Raw genomic sequence first — 17,073 nt, 5'->3', positions numbered from 1 at the left:
TGGCTCCGGCTGGCGCGAGGCGGAATGATCCATTTGCGCAGGGCGTTCCGGAGGATGCCCACAAAGCGCAGGCCATTTCGAGGAAATCCCATGACCACGTCGCCGAAGCCGAAATCGAGCGTCCTGCCCACCGGTGGCGGCGCTGCGCTCATCGATCCCGCCGATGCGGCGATCCTGCTGCTGGACCATCAGTCGGGCCTGTTCCAGACCGTCAAGGACATCCCCGTGGCGGATCTTCGCCGCAACGTGGAGATGGTCGCGCGGCTGGCGACCCTGCTGAACATCCCGGTGATCACGACCGCCTCCGAGCCGTCGGGGTCCAACGGCCCGCTGATGCCGGAAATCCACGAACTGGCGCCTAACGCCGTCTACGTGCCGCGCAAGGGCGAGGTGAACGCCTGGGACAATGGCGACTTCGTCGACCAGGTGAAGTCCACCGGCCGCAAGACCCTGATCATGGCCGGCGTCTGGACCAGCGTCTGCGTGATGTTTCCGGCGCTCGACGCGGTGGCGGCCGGCTACGACGTCTATGCCGTCATCGACGCCTCGGGCGACCCCAGCGAGATGGCCTCGCGCACGAGCCTGGCGCGCTTCGTGCAGGGCGGGGTCAAGCCGACCTCGACCAACGCGCTGCTGAGCGAACTGCACCGCACCTGGGCGCGCCCGGAAGCCGCCGAGCTGGCCAAGCTCTATGGTCTGGTCGCCCCCAACTACGCCGCGGTGATGGAGAGCTTCCAGAAGGCCCAGGCGGTGGTCCGGACCAGCGCCTAGGAGAGCGGCGAGGGCGGGCGTTTGCCCGCCCCGCTAGCGCCCGGTCAGCTTGAACCGGAACATCCGGCTGGGGCCGTCCTCGGGGACGAGATAGAGGTCGCGCCCTTTAAGGGTCATGCCCTCCTCGGTATAGCGAACGCCCCGGTCGGTCGCGCCGGTGTTTCGGCTGTCCATCAGTTTCAGCGACGGCCAGGCAAGCCAGTCGATGGCGCCGGCCCTGGGGCCGCGCGCGCCTGAGCCGACCAGGCGGCCCTGTTCGAACTTCATGTCCTGATAGCGGGTTGGCGAGGGGTTCGCGACCACCCGGACCTGCCGTCCGCGGCGGTCGAACACATAGAGCAGGCGGCTGTCCCAGTTGCCGGCGACCAGACCGCGACCCGACACCGCCACGCAACCCAGATGATCGGCGACCGCGATCCGGCGACGGACGGTCAGGGTGTTCTTGTCGATCTCGACAAGGACGGCCGAGCTGTTGGCCTTGCACTCCGCCAACGGGACCCAGATCGAGCCGCCGTGCATCGCCATGCCCCCGGGGTGATAGCGTACGCCGTCGGTGATCTCGAGCCGGCGCTGGAACCGCCCGCTGCGCCGATCGAACTGGTGGATGTAACCCTTGTGTTCACGAGTATCGACGGAGGTCACCCAGATGTGCCGAGCGTCGAGATCCATGCCTTGGACATGGAACAGCTCACCCTGGAGCGGAAGCAAATCTCGCGCGGCGATCGCTCCTCGATGCGCCGCATGACGAAGACGCGGCGACAGCGCTCGGGAAGGTCCTTGAGCAGCGTCCAGTCGGGACAGCTGCTCGCGGCCGGAGATAACGCGGAAGGCGTCGGGGCTTTCGTCAATGACGTCGAAGTCCTCGGCCAGGGTCAATTGTTCGAAGCGCGCGATCTTGGCGCGACGCAGCTTCTCGAACGCCAGGTTGCGCATCATCCGCAGCAAATAGGCGTGCGGCGCCTCAATCTGGGCCCAGCCGTCCACGGTCAGTAGGCGCGTAAAGCGTCTTGCACCAGGTCGCGCGCTGCGTCCGGATCGTCCACAAGCTTGCGCGCCGACGCCAGCAGCATCGGTTCCAGCGGCAGGATCTGGTCCATGAACCATTCGTCGATAGGGCGAAGGTGCGACAAGGCTTGGCCGTCCTGCATCGGGTCGGCCGTCGCTAGGCGCGGTCGATGTCAGGCGCGTGACAGTTTGGCGATTGTTTCGATGGCCGCCAATGGTGACCTCGCTACCGCAGCTTACAGCGCTTTACTGTCGTCTGGACGGGCGTGGAGCCATCATCGGCGGGAGCCAACCACAAAGAGGCGCCCGATGCCGCGACAGCCTGACCCGTCCGAAACCGTCCTGCGCCGCGCTGAAGTCGGCGATGTCTCGATTTTCTATCGTGAAGCTGGCCATCGCGATCGTCCGACCATCCTGCTGCTCCACGGATTTCCGACGTCATCGCACCAGTTTCGCCACCTGATCCCGCTTCTGGCCGATCGCTTTCACGTCGTCGCGCCGGACCTGCCGGGCTTCGGCTTCACGACTGCGCCGGAGGGTTTCGCCTACAGCTTCGCGAGCCTGTCCGAAGCCATGGCCGCCTTCACCGACGCGATCGGCCTCGACCGATATACGATCTACATCTTCGACTACGGCGCGCCGGTCGGCCTGCGCCTGGCCATGGCCAGGCCCGGAGCGATCACCGCGATCATCTCTCAGAACGGCAACGCCTACGAAGAAGGCATGAGCGACGGTTGGGCCCAGACCCGCGCCTACTGGGCTGACCCCTCGGCGGTCAATCGCGAGGCGATGCGGGGGATGCTGACCCTGGAGACGACGCGCTGGCAATACACCCACGGCGCGCCCGACGGGACACAGGTGGCGCCGGAGGGCTACTGGCTGGACTACGCCCTGATGTCGCGACCGGGAAACGACGAGATCCAGCTGGGCCTCATCGCTGACTACCAGAGCAATGTCGCCCTCTATCCCCGCATTCACCAGTACTTTCGCGAGCGCCAGCCGCCGCTGCTGGCCATCTGGGGCGACAAGGATCCTTTCTTCTTGCCGGCTGGCGCGCAAGCCTTCCGGCGCGATCTTCCGCAGGCCGAGATTCGATTCCTCGACACGGGCCATTTCGCGCTCGAGACGCATGGAACCGAGATTGCCGACGCTATCGGCGAGTTCCTCGATCGGCAGGCCAGCTAGGTCGGTGCGCCGATCAAGGCGGCGCTCGCCGTCTCGATCGGCGCCCGTACTTTGGACGGCGCCGGAGCCTATCGGGGCGCGGGCGGGGCGACCCAGCCGTCGGCGTTGTCGATGAAGGCCTTGCGGCTGGCCTTGTCGTAGAGGCAGAGCCTGGCGTTGTTGGAGCCGCGCGAGCGATCCGAGACCAGCATCGCGACCTTGCCGACCCGATCGTCGAAGCCGATGATCGGCGAGGGGCGCCCGTTGCGGTAGCCCGCCGCGGCCAGGCAACTGCGGGTGACGCGCTGGTTGAATTCGGCCCAGGCGCCGGGACTTGAGGCCTGGACCGCCGTGGCGGTGGTGCAGGCGGCGGCGAGCGACGCCAGGGCAATCGCGGTAGTCTTCAAACGCATACAGAGTTTCCTTGGGAAGAGCGCCTCCGCTCCGGTGGAAGAACGCCTGGCGAGGGGCGCAGTTTCGACGATGACGCACTGGCCTGTGGACACCGCGCCAAGGTCCCGCGTCCCAGGAAGCGCCTTTCCTCAACCGCCGTGTTCGGCCAGGCGCGCGCGAAGGGCGCGGTTCTCCGCTTCGAGCGATTGGATCTGCTCGCGCAGCGGCTGCACGGCGCGTGAGATCTCCGCCTCGGTGAAGCGCGGGACGATGTGCTGGGGGCAGTTCCAGTCGAACGCGGCCAGCTTTAGCCGGAAGATCCGCTCGGGCCTGGCGCGATAGTTCGGATCTGTCACCCGCTCCAACAGGCCCGGCTCGGCGTCGAGCGCCAGCCGCTCGGCGTGGGCGAGGATCTTCAGCCGCGCGCGCCGGGGATAGTCGACCATGATCAGCGCGACACGGTCGTCGGCGTCGAGATTTCCGACGCTGATGTACTGGCGGTTGCCGCGAAAATCGGCGAACGCCAGCGTCGTCTCGTCGAGCACCTTCAGGAAGCCCGCCGGCCCGCCCCGGTACTGGACATATGGCCAGCCGCTCTGCGATGCGCTGGCCATGTAGAAGCTGTCTCGCTCTGCGATGAAGGCCGCTTCGTTTTCGGTGAACGTCTCCATCTGCCGATCGACCCGCCCAGGGTTCCATAGATGGTCGACGCCCATCTCCGCCTGAGCGGCGCGCACGCTCGGCGAGGTGGCCAGGTCCAGGAAGCTGTATCGGCTCACGAAGCGACCCTCATCGCGTTGGTCGGGCGCGGTCGGTCTATTCGACCAGGGCCGCGTCCAGGGTGATCTCGGCGTTGAGAAGCTTGGATACCGGACAGTTGGCCTTGGCGCCGGCGGCGAGTTTCTCGAAGGTCTCTTGGTCGGCGCCGGGGATCCTGGCCTTCAAGGTCAGGTGCGAAGCGGTGATGGCGTAGCCGCCCTCGACCTGCTCGAGCGTGACCTTGGCGGAGGTGTCCATCTGGTCGGCGCGCAGGCCCGCTTCGCCGAGCACCAGGGAGAGCGCCATGGTGAAGCACGCGGCGTGGGCCGCGCCGATCAGTTCCTCGGGATTGGAGCCCGGCTGGCCCTCGAAGCGGCTGGAAAAACCATACGGATAGGTCTGAAGCGCGCCGCTCTCGGTCGAGATCGAGCCCTTGCCGTCCTTGATCCCGCCGCTCCAAGCGGCCGATCCGGTCCTGACTATTTTCATCTTGTTCTCCTGGTGTCTCGAAAACCCGGCGACGAGACCATGGTCAGGCGACGCCGGCTTGAACGAAAGGGGTGGTCGTGGTCGCCGGCCGCGGGATCAGAAGCCAAAGCTGCTGAGGCCAGGATGATCGTCGGGTCTGCGTCCGAGGGACCAAAGAAACTCGCGGTCGGCCTCGCGGATCGGCTGTTCGTTGATGCTGGCGTGGCGCCGGCGCATCAGGCCGTCATCGTCGAACTCCCAGTTCTCGTTGCCGTAGGCGCGAAACCAGTTGCCGCTATCGTCATGATATTCGTAGGCGTAGCGAACCGCGATGCGATTGCCTTCGAACGCCCAAAGTTCCTTGATCAGCCGGTAGTCCAGTTCCTTGGCCCACTTGCGTTGGAGGAAAGCCTCTGCTTCCTCCCGGCCGTGCAGGAACTCGGCCCGATTGCGCCAGCTCGTGTCGAGCGAATAGGCCAGGGAGACCTTCGTCGCGTCCCGACTGTTCCAGCCGTCCTCGGCCAGGCGGACCTTCTCCAGTGCGGTTTCCCGCGTGAAGGGCGGAAGGGGTGGTCGGGACATGGAAACTCCCACGAGAATGAAGTGGCTAGCGCGGCGCACCATCTCGGCTTTGCAGCGCGGCTTCTTGTAAAAAGACGCCACCCAGCCTCGGCGCCCGTCCGGCCAGGATCACCAGATGCGCACACGCTCGGTTGGCGAAAGATAGAGGCGGTGCGTCGGACCGACCCCGAAGGCGGCGTACCAGGCGTCGTTGTTGCGCATGACACCATTGGCGCGCAGCACGGACGGCGCGTGGGTGTCGATCGTGGCCAACTGCCGGGCGACATCCGGCCGAAGCTTTGTGCGGCGCGTCTGAGCCTGGGCCAGGAAGAAGCGCTGCTCGCCAGTCAGGCCATCCAGGACGGGGGCTGGTCCTGTCCTGGCCTGGAAGCGCTGGTACGCGGCGTAGGCGGCTTCCAGGCCTCCGAGGTCGGCGATGTTCTCCCCGAGCGTCAGCGCGCCGTCGACCTTGAGGCCTGGCAGAACCTCATAGGCGCCGTACTGGGCCTTCAGAGCCGCAATCCGCTGGTCGAAGGCGGCCCGCGAGGACGCGGTCCACCAGTCGCGCACCCGGCCGTCCGCGTCGTAACGGCTGCCCTGGTCGTCGAAGGCATGGCCCATTTCGTGGCCGATGAAGACCCCGATCGCCCCATAGTTCACGGCAGGATCGGCGGCCGGATCGAAGAAGGGCGGACGCAGCAGGCCCGCCTCCAGCGTGATGCTGTTGGCCGCTGCATAGTAGTAGCCATTGCCGCTCACTGGATTGACCGGATAGTCCGGCGGGTTGGTGGCCGCCAGGCTCAGGCGCGCCTGTTCACGCCGGAAACGCGCCAGCCGCAGGACATTGCCCAGGAGGTCGGCCCGGTCGATCCGTAGCGCCGAATAGTCCTGGACCTGACCGGCCGAGCCGATGCGCGCCGTCAGGGTCGCGAGTTTCGCGAGCGCGCCCGTCCGCGTGGGCCCGTCCATCCACGGCGACCGCTCGATGCGCGCGCGAAAGGCCTCCTTGACGTCGTCGAAGATCATCCGGACCTGATGCTCGGCTTCAGGCGGGAAATGGCGGCTCACATACAGCTGGCCGACCGCATCACCCATCCAGATCTGATTCATCAGCGTGACGCCGCGTCGCCAGCGGGGAGGCGGCGTCGCCACGCCAGACAGGCTCTTGGAGTAAAAGTCGAAGCGTGCGACGGAAAAGGTGCTCGGAAGCGACTCGGCGTGTTCGCTCAGGAAGCGGTAGGCGAGATAGTCCCTCCATGACGACGCTGGTTCCTCGGCTATGAGGACGCCGAGCGTCCGCAGGGCTGGCACGTCGCTGACCTGGGCTTCGACGGCGCCGTCTAGACCGGCGGCATCAAGGAGTTGACTCCATTTCCACTGCGGCAACTCCGCCTGCAGCGTCTGAAGGGTCATGATGCGGCTGAGGCTTTCGTCACGCTGTTGCGCCGGCGTGCTTTGCGCCTGGGCAATCCGGGTTTCGAGCGCGACGATCCTGGCGGCCTTGGCCTCAGGATCGGCGAACCCGCCGGCGGCCAGGATGCGCGCGGTGTAGGCGGCGTAGTCCCGGCGAATGGCGATGTAGCGCGCATCGGGGTTGAGGAAATAGTCTCGGGGCATGCCCAGCGACCCCTGGGCGACCGTCACGATGTTGCGCGTGGGTTCGGTGGGATGGGCGCTGACCCCCAGCGCGATCGGCGCGGCGTAGTCGACATTGGCCATGAGCGCCTGCAGGGTCGCGCGCGACTTAGCCTTGGCGATCCTGGCCAGGAAGGGGCGCGCTGGGGCGAGCCCTCGCCGTTCCAGTTGAGCCTCATCCATCCAGCTGGCGTAAAGATCGCCGACACGGCGGCCGTTCGTGTCCTTTCCGCCCGATCGGGCCAGATCCTCAAGCAGGCGCCGCACGCGAGCCTCGCCCTCGCGCGCCAGGTCGGGCGAGACGCCCACCGCGTCGATGTCGCCGGCGATCGCGACGCGCGCCGACCAGCCGCCGTTGGCATAGGCCCAAAAGTCGTCACCCGGCCGCACGGTCAGGTCGCGGGCTGTCAGATCGACGCCGAACGCGCCAAACCGGGGGCCAGCGTGGGCGGGCAGGGTCGACATGACGCCTACGATCATGGCGAGCACGCGGTACTTCATGTCGTCTCCAGGCTGCCTGCGGCCGACTATCGCTTGGCCTTGCCGCGCGCGGCGATTTCGATGCGGCCGTCGGCCAGGGGCACCAGGCGGACGGGATAGAGCGTGGTCAGGGTCATGGCGAAGCGGGCCGGATCGTTGGTCCGGAACGCCCCGCTGACTCTCAGTCTGGCCACCTTGGGATCGATGACCACGAGGGTCTGGCTCGTGTACTGGTTCATCTGGGTGACGGCCTCGGCCAGGGTCACATCGTCGAACTGGATGACCTTGTGTTCCTGGTTCGACGTCGCCTTGGCCTGGATGATGTTGTCGACCTGGCCTCGGCGGGCGATGAGTTCCTGGCCTGGCACCAGGATCTTGGGCGCGCCCGTGACCTTTCCAGGATCGCGCCCGACCGTCACGCCCAGAGATCCCTCGTCCAGGCGCACGCGGGTTTCGCCCTCACGCACCTTTATGTTGAAGCGCGTGCCGAGATCGGACACCACGCGTTCGCCGGCCGCGACCCTGAACGGATGAGCCTCGTCGTGGGTGACGTCGAACATGACCTCGCCCCGGGTCATGCGGACAAGCCGTTGACCGCCGGCATAGGCGACATCCACGGCGCTGTCGGGTGAAAGCGCCAGGCGGGTGCCGTCGTCCAGGCGCACGTTCAACCGCTGGCCAGCGCCGGTCTCATAGTCGTTCTGGCCAAAGGCGCCGAGATTTCGCCCTTGGTTGCTGGCGACCTGGACGGAGCCGGGCGTGTAGCCTTCCCCGCCCAAGCTCGTGAACATCACGCCGCCCACGACGGCCGCGGCGATGGCTGCTGCGGCCAGATACCAGGGCGCTGGTGAAGGATCTCGCCGGGTCCGCAGAGACAGCGCCTCTTTCCTCAGGGACGCCAGCATCTCGTCCGTCTGCGGATCCTCGAAAATATCCCAGAACTCGCGGGCCTGTTCCCAGGCGTCGCGATTGGCCTGGCTGGCGTCGAGCCATCTGGCGAAGGCCGCGTCGCCCTCGGCCGACGGCTCGCGCTGGAGGCGTTCGAGCCAAAGCGCCGCGGCCGCCTTGGGGCCCAGCTGTTCGAGGTAGGCGGGGGAGGGCAGGTCGGCGTTCATGCCGCTTCTCCCTCGAGCATCAGATGATCAATCGCCCGAGCCATGTCCTTCTCGACCGTGCTCAGCGAGACCTTGAGGCGGGCGGCGATCTCGCCATAGCGCAGACCCTCGAGCCGGCGCAGGACGAAGATGGTGCGGGTCCGTTCGGGAAGGGCCATCAGGCTTGCCGATACCGCGCGGAGGCGCTCGCGCGCCAGGAGCGCGCGAAGGGCGTCGGCGTCTTCGACCTGATGAACTTCGGGCTCCAAGGCGATATGGGCATCGGCGCGCCGGACGCTGCGCCGTCTGTAACGGTCGGCCAGCACGCTCTCGGCGGTGCGATAGAGATAGCCTTCGAAGTGGGCCACGTCCTCGGCCGGGTCACGTTGGCTGACCCGCAGGAAGGTGTCCTGCAGGAGATCCTCGGCCTCCGAGGGATCAGGCACGCGGCGCCTGAGCCAGCCCAGGAGTTTGCCGCGGGCGTCACGAAACTGCTGGCCGACCGCGTGGCTGGGCTTGGGGCGTGGGGCTGCGTCCGACATGGGCAAAGGTCTGGCTCGATCATCCTGTAGACTCAGAGCTCCGTCGGGCGTTGCGAACATGGGGTGGCGTTCCTTATGCCCCCGAGACGCACGCCTGGCCGAAACCCGTAAACGTCGCTGCTTTTTTTAGAACTGGGACCTGAGTGAGAGCTCGAACCGTCGACCGCGGGGATCGCCGTAGGGACTGTACCCATAGTCGGACAGCTCGACCGGCGGCCTATGGCCAAGGATGTTCTGGATACCGAGCCTGATGTCGACGTCACGAGCGCCAAGGCTGCCGCCGATCCGCGCCCGGTAGGCCGTAGAGAGGTCTAGATAAAGCTGCGGCGGTATGCGCGACGGCTTGGCGGCCCTCTTGAAGCTCGGCGAAAGCGCCAGGTAGTCGTCAAAATACTGCGTTTCGACCCGGAGCGAGAGGTCGCCGCTCTGCCAGTCCGCGCCGGCTGATCCGCGCCAACGCAGGGGGCCCTCCGCAGTATCGACATAGTCGAGGACGGGCCTGTCGGCCGCGAGCTGGCGGGTCAGGCGCGGCGTCCAGGTCAGGCTGCCAAAGAGCCTCAACCGGCTATCCTCGCCGAGCCGGATGAGCTGATCCACGTTCAGGTCGACGGCTTCGACGATCGTGCGACTGGCGTTCACATAGGTCGCGTCGATCTGCGTGATCGCCCCCGCCGAATAGCCCTTGGCGATGTCGGCCGGCGACAAGGGACCCCGGACAATCCGGCTGGGATAGGCCGTCTCGTTGTCGAGAAAGTAGTCGGCGCCGCCAAGCTCGTTGATCTCCCGCCGCTTTTCCGTGCGCGTATAGTCGAGCGACACGCGCGGACCGCGACCACCGTTTGGATTGAGCACGAGGCCAATGGCGACCGTGGTCGCCGCCTCGGGGCGAAGGTTGGTAGAACCGCGGGTCAGCACCAGGACGTCGTTGTTCAGTCCGACCTTCTCGTTGCCGCGACGAGAGTCGATCAAGCCATAGCCGGGACCTGCCGTGAAAATGAAGCTGCTCGGACGCATTTGCTGCGGCGTGGGCGGCAGGACTCCGGTCGCTAGGCTGGCGCGCACTAGAAGGCGGTCCAGGGGGAAGGCGCGCAAGCCGGCGGTGTAGACGGTGGCGTTGCGGTCATAGCGGTAGCGTCCCCGGTCGCTGGTCGACAGGCCAGGTATGTTGGCGCGGATGGCGTCGTGGCGAGCGGCTAGCTGCGCTTCGAGCCCGCGCAACGGGCCGTGGCCGGACGAGGCCGGAAAGATCGGTGCGCGAAGCTCGCCGAAGAACGAGGTCGTGGCGACGAAGAACGAGGGATCTTCGCCTTCAGGAAAGGTAGAGCCTGCGCTTTCCTCCCAGGGGGTTATGGTCGCCCGTTCCTCCCGGCGCTCGGCCTGGAGCGACAAGGCGATGTCGCCAGCGGCTCCACGCGCGACCGGACCGGCCACACGGATCGCCGCGTCGCGCAGGCGCAGTTTTCGCTCGAAGCGGACGGTGTTCCGGATCTTGTACACCTGCATCGCGGCGACGAACTTGTCCCAGGATCCAAAGGGCTCGGGCGTCGGCTCGCCGTGGGCGCCAGGCTGCATCATGAAGAGCGAAAGCGGAAAGTTCTGGTCGAAGGCCCAGCCTTGTTCACTCACCCGGGCGCGGGATGCGCCGGCCGTATAGTTGATGTCGCCACGCCAGGCGCCTGGGAGATCGAAGATCAGCTTGGCGGATGCGCGCGTGGTGCGCAGGCGGTTGGTCACGTTGGCGTCCATGCCCGGGAAGGGCATGGAGATCTCCACCATCTGGCTGAACGGAAAATTGTCGCTCGCGCCCCCGCCGGGCGGGCGCTGCATCAGGGCCGGCAAGCCGGTCTGGAATCCGGTGATGGCGAAGCCGGAGACCGACCGCCCCTCATTTTCCCACCCGATGAAGTCGAGCACGCCCTCGATGTGTGGGCTGAAACGATGGCGAGCGTTGACCAGGAGGGAGGTGACCGTCGTCGAACTGGTCAGGCTCCTCAGAGCCCCGTTGCCGTCGGGAGCTAGCTCCATGGCCGCTTTCCCGGCGTTGGCGAGCAGGATCGACCCGTCCCCGGCGCCGGCGGCGCTGAGCGGCAGATAGGTGTAGGTCGAGCCAAGGGATTTGCCGCCGAGCGCGGGGCTCAGGGTCAGGATCTCGTCATAGACGCTACGAATGCCGATCCCGTTGGCGATCGCGCCAGGATCGGGCCCGTTCAGCGCGGTGCGCCGCTGGCGGCTGCGGACGGCGAAATCGCGATCACCAAATCGCAGGCCATCGCTCTCGGCGCGTGAGAAATTGATCATGACATCGGTCGCGCCATGATCGGGGGTAAAGCCGATGCGCCCGTCGACGCGCCGACGCACCGCATCGCCCCGGTCCGTGGCGCCATAGGTGGCGCTGATCTCGGCCCCCCGATAATCACGCTTGAGCACGATATTGACGACGCCGCCGGTCGCTCCAGGACCGTAGATTCCGCCAGCCGTGCCCGTAAGACTTTCAATCCGATCGATGGCCAGGAGCGGCAGGCCGTTGAGGTCGGGCTGGTTCAAGTCCAGATCGTAGTTGTGCGATAGGGTGCTGGGCATGCGCACGCCATCCACGAGCACCAGCGTCTGGCTTGGCCCCAAGCCGCGAAAATCCACTTCGGAACGATTGGTGGCGTATTCCCCGCGCGGATTGCTGGAGGGGCCGAAGCTCTCGGCATTGTTGGTCTGCCGACTTCGCATGAATTGATCGAGATTGTCGCTGTGCGCGGCCTGGATGTCCTCGCTCGTCGCCACGCGATAGCCTTGGATGTCGTTGCGACTACGACGGATGTCGGCGTTCTGGGTCTTTTTGCCGACCACGAGGACTTCTGGCAGCGCGGTCGGCTGTTCGGGTTCAAGCCGGTAAACGATGTAGACGCCCGGGCCGACCAGGCGATAACCAAGACCTGTGCCGTCGAGCAGGCGCGCCAGAATGGCTTCGACGTCGATCGGCCCCGAGACACGCCGGTTTCGCAGGTCGCCCACGACATCAGGGGCGAACAGCAGGTCAGAACCGCTCTTAACGGACAGGTCCCGCAATGCGTCCGCCAGGCGGCCTTCCTTCAGGACGAGCCCGCCGCCAACCGGAGAACGCGCTTGGGCGTTTGAAGTGAGGCTCAGCACAGCGGCCAAAGCCAAGATCGCAACTCCAGCCTTCAATCTTCATCCCCAAGCGCCCGATGCGGACACTACCCGCTCGCGCCGCCGCCCTCCGGTAAAGAGATGTAAAAGCGACGATCGGCTTACGGGTTTTCAAAAGCCGTGCGTCTCCGAGGTCCAACGCGCTCGCCTCGCAGCATTTCTCGCAGGGCAGCGTCCCGAACCCGGATCGGAGGCCTCCTGATGACGCTCCAGTTTGCACAGCCAAGGTCCTTCGCCTTTGGTCCCTTCGTTCTCAATCCCGAGCAGCAGATGCTCATCGAAGACGAGACGCCGGTGGCCCTTGGCGGTCGCGCGTTCGACCTGCTCACCGCGCTCGTCGAACAGCCGGGCGTCGTCCTCTCGAAGAACGAGTTGCTGGCGCGAGGATGGCCAGGGCTGGCGGTCGAGGAGGCCAATCTGAAGGTCAACATCGCCGCGCTGCGCCGCGCGCTCGGCGAGAAGGCCGGCAGCCTCCAGTACATCGCCACGGTCATCGGGCGTGGCTACCGCTTCGTGGCGCCTGTGCGCACCAGCCAGCCCGAGGCCGCCTTGCCCCAGAGCCGCCCCACCGGCGCGCAGAGCAACCTGCCGCCGGCGCTCGCCGGCATCGTCGGGCGTACGGGCGACATAGCTCAGATCCAGAAGGGGCTGGAAACCGACCGCCTGGTCTCGATCGTCGGCGCCGGTGGCATGGGCAAGACCACGGTCGCGGTCGCGGTCGCCGAAGGCTTCGCAGGCTGCGTCAGCGACGGCGCCTGGTTCGTCGACCTGTCGAGCGTCGACGACGTGGCGCAGGTGCACGGGGCGATCGCCAAGGCGCTGGGCTTGCCGTCTCAGGAACAGACCGGACGCGCCGAATTGCTGGAGCACCTGCGTGAGCGCAAGCTGCTCCTGGTCCTGGACAATTGCGAACATCTCATCGAAGCCGTCGCCATCTGCGCTGAGCAGATCCTCGCGGAAGCATCGCAGGTGAGGATCCTGGCCACCAGCAGGGAGCCCCTGCGGATCAAGGGCGAAGGCGTCTACCGCCTTCCGCCGCTCGATGCGCCGCCCATCGAATCCAGCCTTCAAGCCGGGGCGCTCCTGGCTTTTCCCGCCACTCAGCTCTTCATCGAGCGCGCAGCGGCCAGGAACCGGGGCTTCCAGATCCAGGACGAGGATGCCCCGATCGTCGCCGAAATCTGCCAGCGCCTGGACGGCCTGGCCCTGGCGATCGAATTGGCGGCCAACAGCGCCAGCGCCTTCGGCGTCCGAGAGCTGCTAGGCTTGCTTGATGGTCGCTTCAAGCATCTTGGCGGACTGCGCTCGTGGCCCGACCGTCACCAGACCATGACCGCGGCGATCGACTGGAGCTACAATCTCCTGACCGAGGAGGAGCGCCTGGTCCTGCGCCGACTGTCGGTGTTCCCCGCCGGCTTCACCTTGAGATCGGCGTGCGAGATCGCCGAGACCGGCTGCGAACTGACCAGCCCGATCGAGACCCTGGCCAGCCTGGTAGACAAGTCCTTGGTGACCGCCGAGCTGGTCGGCGGCGCGGTCACCTACCGCCTGCTCGACACAACGCGGGCCTACGCCATGCGCAAGCTGGCCGAAAGCGACGAGGCGCAGTGGGTGCGCCAGCGGCATGACGATCACCTGCAGGCCAATGGCTGATCGGCCCTGCCTGTCAGCCGACAACGGCGGTCGAACGAGCGACGAGGACAGTTGCCGTGCTGAATGAAGGTGCGCTTCCGCCTAGCTGGCGCTCGGGCTTGACCTGCCGCTGCCCGCGCTGTGGGCGGGGAGCCCTGTTTTGCGGCTTCCTTGAGCTGGCCACGAGTTGCAGCGTTTGCGGCCTGGACTACGGCTTTGCCGATCCCGCCGACGGGCCTGCATTTTTCGTGATGACGGGCGTGGGCATCCTGGTCACCGGCGTTTGGGCATGGTGGGTCGTGGCGGCCCAGCCGGCCTTGTGGGTGCAGTTCGCGACGGTCCTGCCAGCCTTGCTCGGCGGCTGCCTTGCGACCCTTCGTCCGGTCAAGGCCTGGCTCGTGGCCGAACACTTCCTGAACAAGGCCTCGGAAGGCGGCGCGGCCGATATCGATCGACAGGATGATTGATCCCGTCGTGCACGGAGTCAGAGACGCGTTAGCGTCATCCCAGTGTTGATCAGGATTCCGCCGCGACTCGGCGCAGCGCCTGCTCGAAGACTTCCGCTGGCTGGCCGCCAGAAATCAGGTAGCGGTCGTTGATGATAACGGCCGGCACTGAGCTAATGCCTGCCGCTCGCCAGGTGTGCTCAGCCTCGCGAACTTCATCGGCGTAGCGCCCCGCTGTCAGCACATCGCGAGCCTCTGCCGGATCCAGGCCTGCCTTGACCGCCGCGCGAACGAGCACTTGCGGATCGGCGAGGCTGTCGTCGGCGGTGAAATTGGCCTCGAACAGCGCATGCTTCAGCGCCGTTTGTTTGCCGACAAGTCCTGCCCAGTGCAGCAGGCGATGCGCATCGAACGTATTGTGGATGCGGCTGCCCTCACCGAAGGTCATGGTGAAGCCCACGGCCGCGGCGCGATCGCGGATCACCTTGCGGTTGGCGTCCATCTGCGCGCGCGTCGACCCATACTTCTGAGCGACATGCTCGATCCTATTTTGGCCTTCCGGAGACATGTTAGGGTTCAGCTCGAAAGGCTGGAAGCGGATCTCGGCATCAACGAGATCTCCAACCCGCTCGAGCGCCGTCTCCAGCTCGCCCAGACCCTCGACGCACCATGGACAAGCGACGTCCGAGACAAAATCGATCTTTATAGGCTTGGTCATGGCGCGGTCCGGTTGATGGTTAGGCCGATGTAGGGCGTCGTATCGCGCGATCGCATCGCTTGGCGACCCGACGTCTAAGCCCTTTCCGATCCGCACGCCTCGCTCATGTGCCGCATGTGTAGACCCGTACCGGTCTCCTGAGTGGCAGGAACCGGGGCCACGAAGTGCGTGACGACATCGGCGCCGCGATCCAGCGTCTGATGCACAGGGCAGCGATCGGCGATCTCGGCCAACCGGGTCTTCTGGGTCTCGTCCAAGTCGCCCGTGACGATGACCTCGCGCGTGAAGCTGTCGCGGGCGTTCAGGCTCGCACGCGCGTGGGATACCCGCACCGAGACCGACTCCAGGGGCCAGCCTTTTCGGCGCGCGTAAAGCCGCAAGGTCATGGTGGTGCAGGCGCCCAGGGCCGAGGCCAGCAGGTCATAGGGATCGGGGCCGGACCCCATCCCGCCGAACGCCACCGGCTCGTCGGCTAGAAAGCGCGCGCCCCGGGCCTGGATCTCGACTTGGAAGAGGCCGGCGCCGGTTTCATGCACCTGGATCGCATCCATGTCGGGGGCGGTGGTCGTCGAGGAGTCTGCCATCGGGTGTTCCGTTTGCTGGGGCATTCTGGGAGGGCCTCAAGGGCCGCGTGGCTCCAACTCTATGCCAGGCCATCCGGCCCTGGCGTAAAGCCGCGTAAAAGCTGGTAGCGCCAGCCACTTTGCCCGGCTGAAAGCGGAGTAGCGGGCCCTTGCGCCTTGCCGCCTGATGAGCGGGTGACGGGCGATGGCGCATTGCGCGCCCACTGGGTTCCTCAGTCCTGGCGGGCCGTCCGACGCCAGATCCACCACGTACTACCCGGTTTTACGCCGCTTTACGGCCGTCGCGCCGGCGTTGCGCCTAGGGTCGCATCCAAAGACATGATCGGTGGAGACGACACATGGGGCTGCATGCCCAGCCAGCGCGCGTTCAGCGCCTCTGCCGCCAGCGCCGCGGACCTAGCCTTCCAGCTACGCTACTGCTTGCTGCGGCGCCCCGCTCGCTGTCGCGGGGTTTAAGCTTCAAGCGCGCCAGCCTTCTCGGTTCGGTCGCTGCGGCTCTGGCCATGGGTTTGGCGGGGTGCGCCCCCAAGGCCAAGCCCGCGACGCCGCCGCTGGTCCACGTCACGACCGCCGCGCCGCTGCAGCGCGACATCGTCGACTGGGACGAATATGTCGGCCGCTTCGAGGCGATCCAGGACGTGGAGCTGCGGCCGCGCGTTTCGGGAACGATTGTCCGGGTGCTGTTTAGCGATGGCCAGAGCGTGCGCGCCGGCCAGCCGCTGTTCGTGATCGACCCCGAGCCCTACGCCGCTGTTCTGGCCCAGGCCCAAGCTCAGGACGCCCGGGCCGCGGCGATCCTCGCCAACGCCCGGGCTGAGGTCGACCGCGCCGAGACTCTCGTCCAGGCGCAGGCAATCGGGCGCGAGGAATTCGAGGCCAAGCAGGCCAGCGTCGGTGTGGCCGCCGCCGATCTCGCCGCCGCGCGCGCCAATGTGCGCGCAGCACACCTCAATCTCGACTTCACGACGGTGCGCGCGCCGGTCTCAGGCCGCGTGTCGGACCGACGCGTCAGCGTGGGCAACTTCGCCTCGGCCGGCTCGACGGTGCTCACCCGCGTGGTCTCGCTGGACCCGATCTGGTTTTCCTTCGACGGCGCCGAGAGCCTATACCTGAAGTACATGCGCCAGGCCCAGGCCGGCCAACGCGGGTCCTCGCGCGACGCCCCCAACCCCGTCCTCGTCCAACTGGCCGACGAGACCGCCTATCGGTGGCAGGGGAAGATGAGCTTCGTCGACAACGCCATCGATACCGGCTCGGGCACCATCCGTGCCCATGCGGTAATCAGCAACCCGGGCAACTTCCTGACGCCGGGCCTTTTTGGCCGGGCGCGCCTGGTGGGCTCGGGCCACTACAAGGCCCTGCTCGTCCCCGACGAGGCCGTGGTCAGCGACCAGACCCGACGCCTTGTCTTCGTCGTCGACCGCCAGGGCGCGGCCCAGCCGCGCGTGGTGGAAACCGGCCCGATGGTCCAGGGGCTGCGGGTGATCAAGGCGGGGCTTGCCCCCACCGACCAAGTCGTCGTCGAGGGCGTCACCAGCCTTCGCCCTGGCCTGGCGGTAAAGGCCAAGCACGCAGCGATCACCCCGCGGACACAAGACACCTCGCCCGCGGCCAGCCCCCAGACCGCCCCTCCCGCGGCCCAGGCGACGGTGGACTAAC

At 66.7% G+C, this 17,073-nt stretch carries 16 protein-coding genes; 5 read left to right on the top strand and 11 right to left on the bottom strand.

Translation table 11 applies throughout. The features are described from left to right. Window positions 1-90: 90 nt before the first annotated feature. Window positions 91-771, top strand: a complete 681-nt coding sequence (locus J2728_RS03660; RefSeq protein WP_309996495.1) for an isochorismatase family protein — start codon at window positions 91-93, stop codon at window positions 769-771. 33 nt (window positions 772-804) lie between these two features. Here the strand turns inward: J2728_RS03660 and J2728_RS03655 are convergent, their stop codons facing one another. Continuing rightward, on the bottom strand, window positions 805-1,755 hold the full coding sequence (locus J2728_RS03655) for a DUF6454 family protein (RefSeq protein WP_309996493.1): 951 nt from the start codon (window positions 1,753-1,755) through the stop codon (window positions 805-807). A gap of 330 nt (window positions 1,756-2,085) precedes the next feature. On the opposite strand from J2728_RS03655, the gene J2728_RS03650 reads away from it, so the two are divergent. After that, a complete protein-coding gene (locus tag J2728_RS03650) occupies window positions 2,086-2,961 on the top strand; it encodes an alpha/beta fold hydrolase (protein WP_309996491.1) in 876 nt (291 codons plus the stop codon). Between the two features lie 68 nt (window positions 2,962-3,029). On the opposite strand, the gene J2728_RS03645 is transcribed toward J2728_RS03650, so the two are convergent. From J2728_RS03645 to J2728_RS03610, 8 genes are all read right to left on the bottom strand, one after another. Further along, a complete protein-coding gene (locus J2728_RS03645) occupies window positions 3,030-3,353 on the bottom strand; it encodes a hypothetical protein (RefSeq protein ID WP_309996489.1) in 324 nt (107 codons plus the stop codon). A 129-nt stretch (window positions 3,354-3,482) separates the two neighbouring features. Next, complete coding sequence (locus tag J2728_RS03640; RefSeq protein ID WP_309996487.1) at window positions 3,483-4,112, bottom strand: pyridoxamine 5'-phosphate oxidase family protein; 630 nt, start codon at window positions 4,110-4,112, stop codon at window positions 3,483-3,485. A 37-nt stretch (window positions 4,113-4,149) separates the two neighbouring features. Next, on the bottom strand, window positions 4,150-4,581 hold the full coding sequence (locus J2728_RS03635) for an OsmC family protein (protein ID WP_309996484.1): 432 nt from the start codon (window positions 4,579-4,581) through the stop codon (window positions 4,150-4,152). Window positions 4,582-4,677: 96 nt separating this feature from the next. Then, a complete protein-coding gene (locus J2728_RS03630; protein WP_309996483.1) occupies window positions 4,678-5,142 on the bottom strand; it encodes a nuclear transport factor 2 family protein in 465 nt (154 codons plus the stop codon). 108 nt (window positions 5,143-5,250) lie between these two features. Beyond that, on the bottom strand, window positions 5,251-7,257 hold the full coding sequence (locus tag J2728_RS03625; protein ID WP_309996480.1) for a M13 family metallopeptidase: 2,007 nt from the start codon (window positions 7,255-7,257) through the stop codon (window positions 5,251-5,253). Between the two features lie 26 nt (window positions 7,258-7,283). Continuing rightward, on the bottom strand, window positions 7,284-8,351 hold the full coding sequence (locus J2728_RS03620) for a FecR family protein (RefSeq protein WP_309996478.1): 1,068 nt from the start codon (window positions 8,349-8,351) through the stop codon (window positions 7,284-7,286). Next, window positions 8,348-8,872: an RNA polymerase sigma factor gene (locus J2728_RS03615; RefSeq protein WP_309996476.1), complete on the bottom strand. Its 525-nt coding sequence runs from the start codon at window positions 8,870-8,872 to the stop codon at window positions 8,348-8,350. Before J2728_RS03615 ends, J2728_RS03620 begins: the two co-directional genes overlap by 4 nt. Window positions 8,873-8,998: 126 nt before the next feature. Beyond that, window positions 8,999-12,031, bottom strand: a complete 3,033-nt coding sequence (locus tag J2728_RS03610) for a TonB-dependent receptor (RefSeq protein WP_309996474.1) — start codon at window positions 12,029-12,031, stop codon at window positions 8,999-9,001. Window positions 12,032-12,235: 204 nt separating this feature from the next. Between J2728_RS03610 and J2728_RS03605 the strand changes: the two genes are divergently transcribed. Together J2728_RS03605 and J2728_RS03600 are read left to right on the top strand one after the other, a co-directional pair. Continuing rightward, window positions 12,236-13,687: an ATP-binding protein gene (locus J2728_RS03605; protein ID WP_309996471.1), complete on the top strand. Its 1,452-nt coding sequence runs from the start codon at window positions 12,236-12,238 to the stop codon at window positions 13,685-13,687. A gap of 56 nt (window positions 13,688-13,743) precedes the next feature. Next, window positions 13,744-14,133 (top strand): DUF983 domain-containing protein, encoded by a 390-nt coding sequence (locus tag J2728_RS03600; protein WP_309996468.1) that lies wholly within the window; start codon window positions 13,744-13,746, stop codon window positions 14,131-14,133. A 49-nt stretch (window positions 14,134-14,182) separates the two neighbouring features. Here J2728_RS03600 and J2728_RS03595 read toward each other — a convergent pair whose 3' ends face one another. After that, window positions 14,183-14,830: a DsbA family oxidoreductase gene (locus J2728_RS03595; RefSeq protein ID WP_309996467.1), complete on the bottom strand. Its 648-nt coding sequence runs from the start codon at window positions 14,828-14,830 to the stop codon at window positions 14,183-14,185. 74 nt (window positions 14,831-14,904) lie between these two features. Next, window positions 14,905-15,414 carry an OsmC family protein gene (locus tag J2728_RS03590; protein WP_309996463.1) on the bottom strand — a complete coding sequence of 170 codons (510 nt, stop codon included), beginning with the start codon at window positions 15,412-15,414 and terminating at the stop codon, window positions 14,905-14,907. 503 nt (window positions 15,415-15,917) lie between these two features. On the opposite strand from J2728_RS03590, the gene J2728_RS03585 reads away from it, so the two are divergent. Further along, complete coding sequence (locus J2728_RS03585) at window positions 15,918-17,072, top strand: efflux RND transporter periplasmic adaptor subunit (protein ID WP_309996460.1); 1,155 nt, start codon at window positions 15,918-15,920, stop codon at window positions 17,070-17,072. Window position 17,073: the final 1 nt, after the last annotated feature.

The organism is Caulobacter segnis (assembly GCF_031454995.1).
Classification (GTDB): Bacteria; Pseudomonadota; Alphaproteobacteria; order Caulobacterales; family Caulobacteraceae; genus Caulobacter; species Caulobacter segnis_E.
The sequence above is the reverse complement of the archived record's forward strand: the minus strand, read 5'-3'. Positions and strand labels throughout refer to the sequence as shown.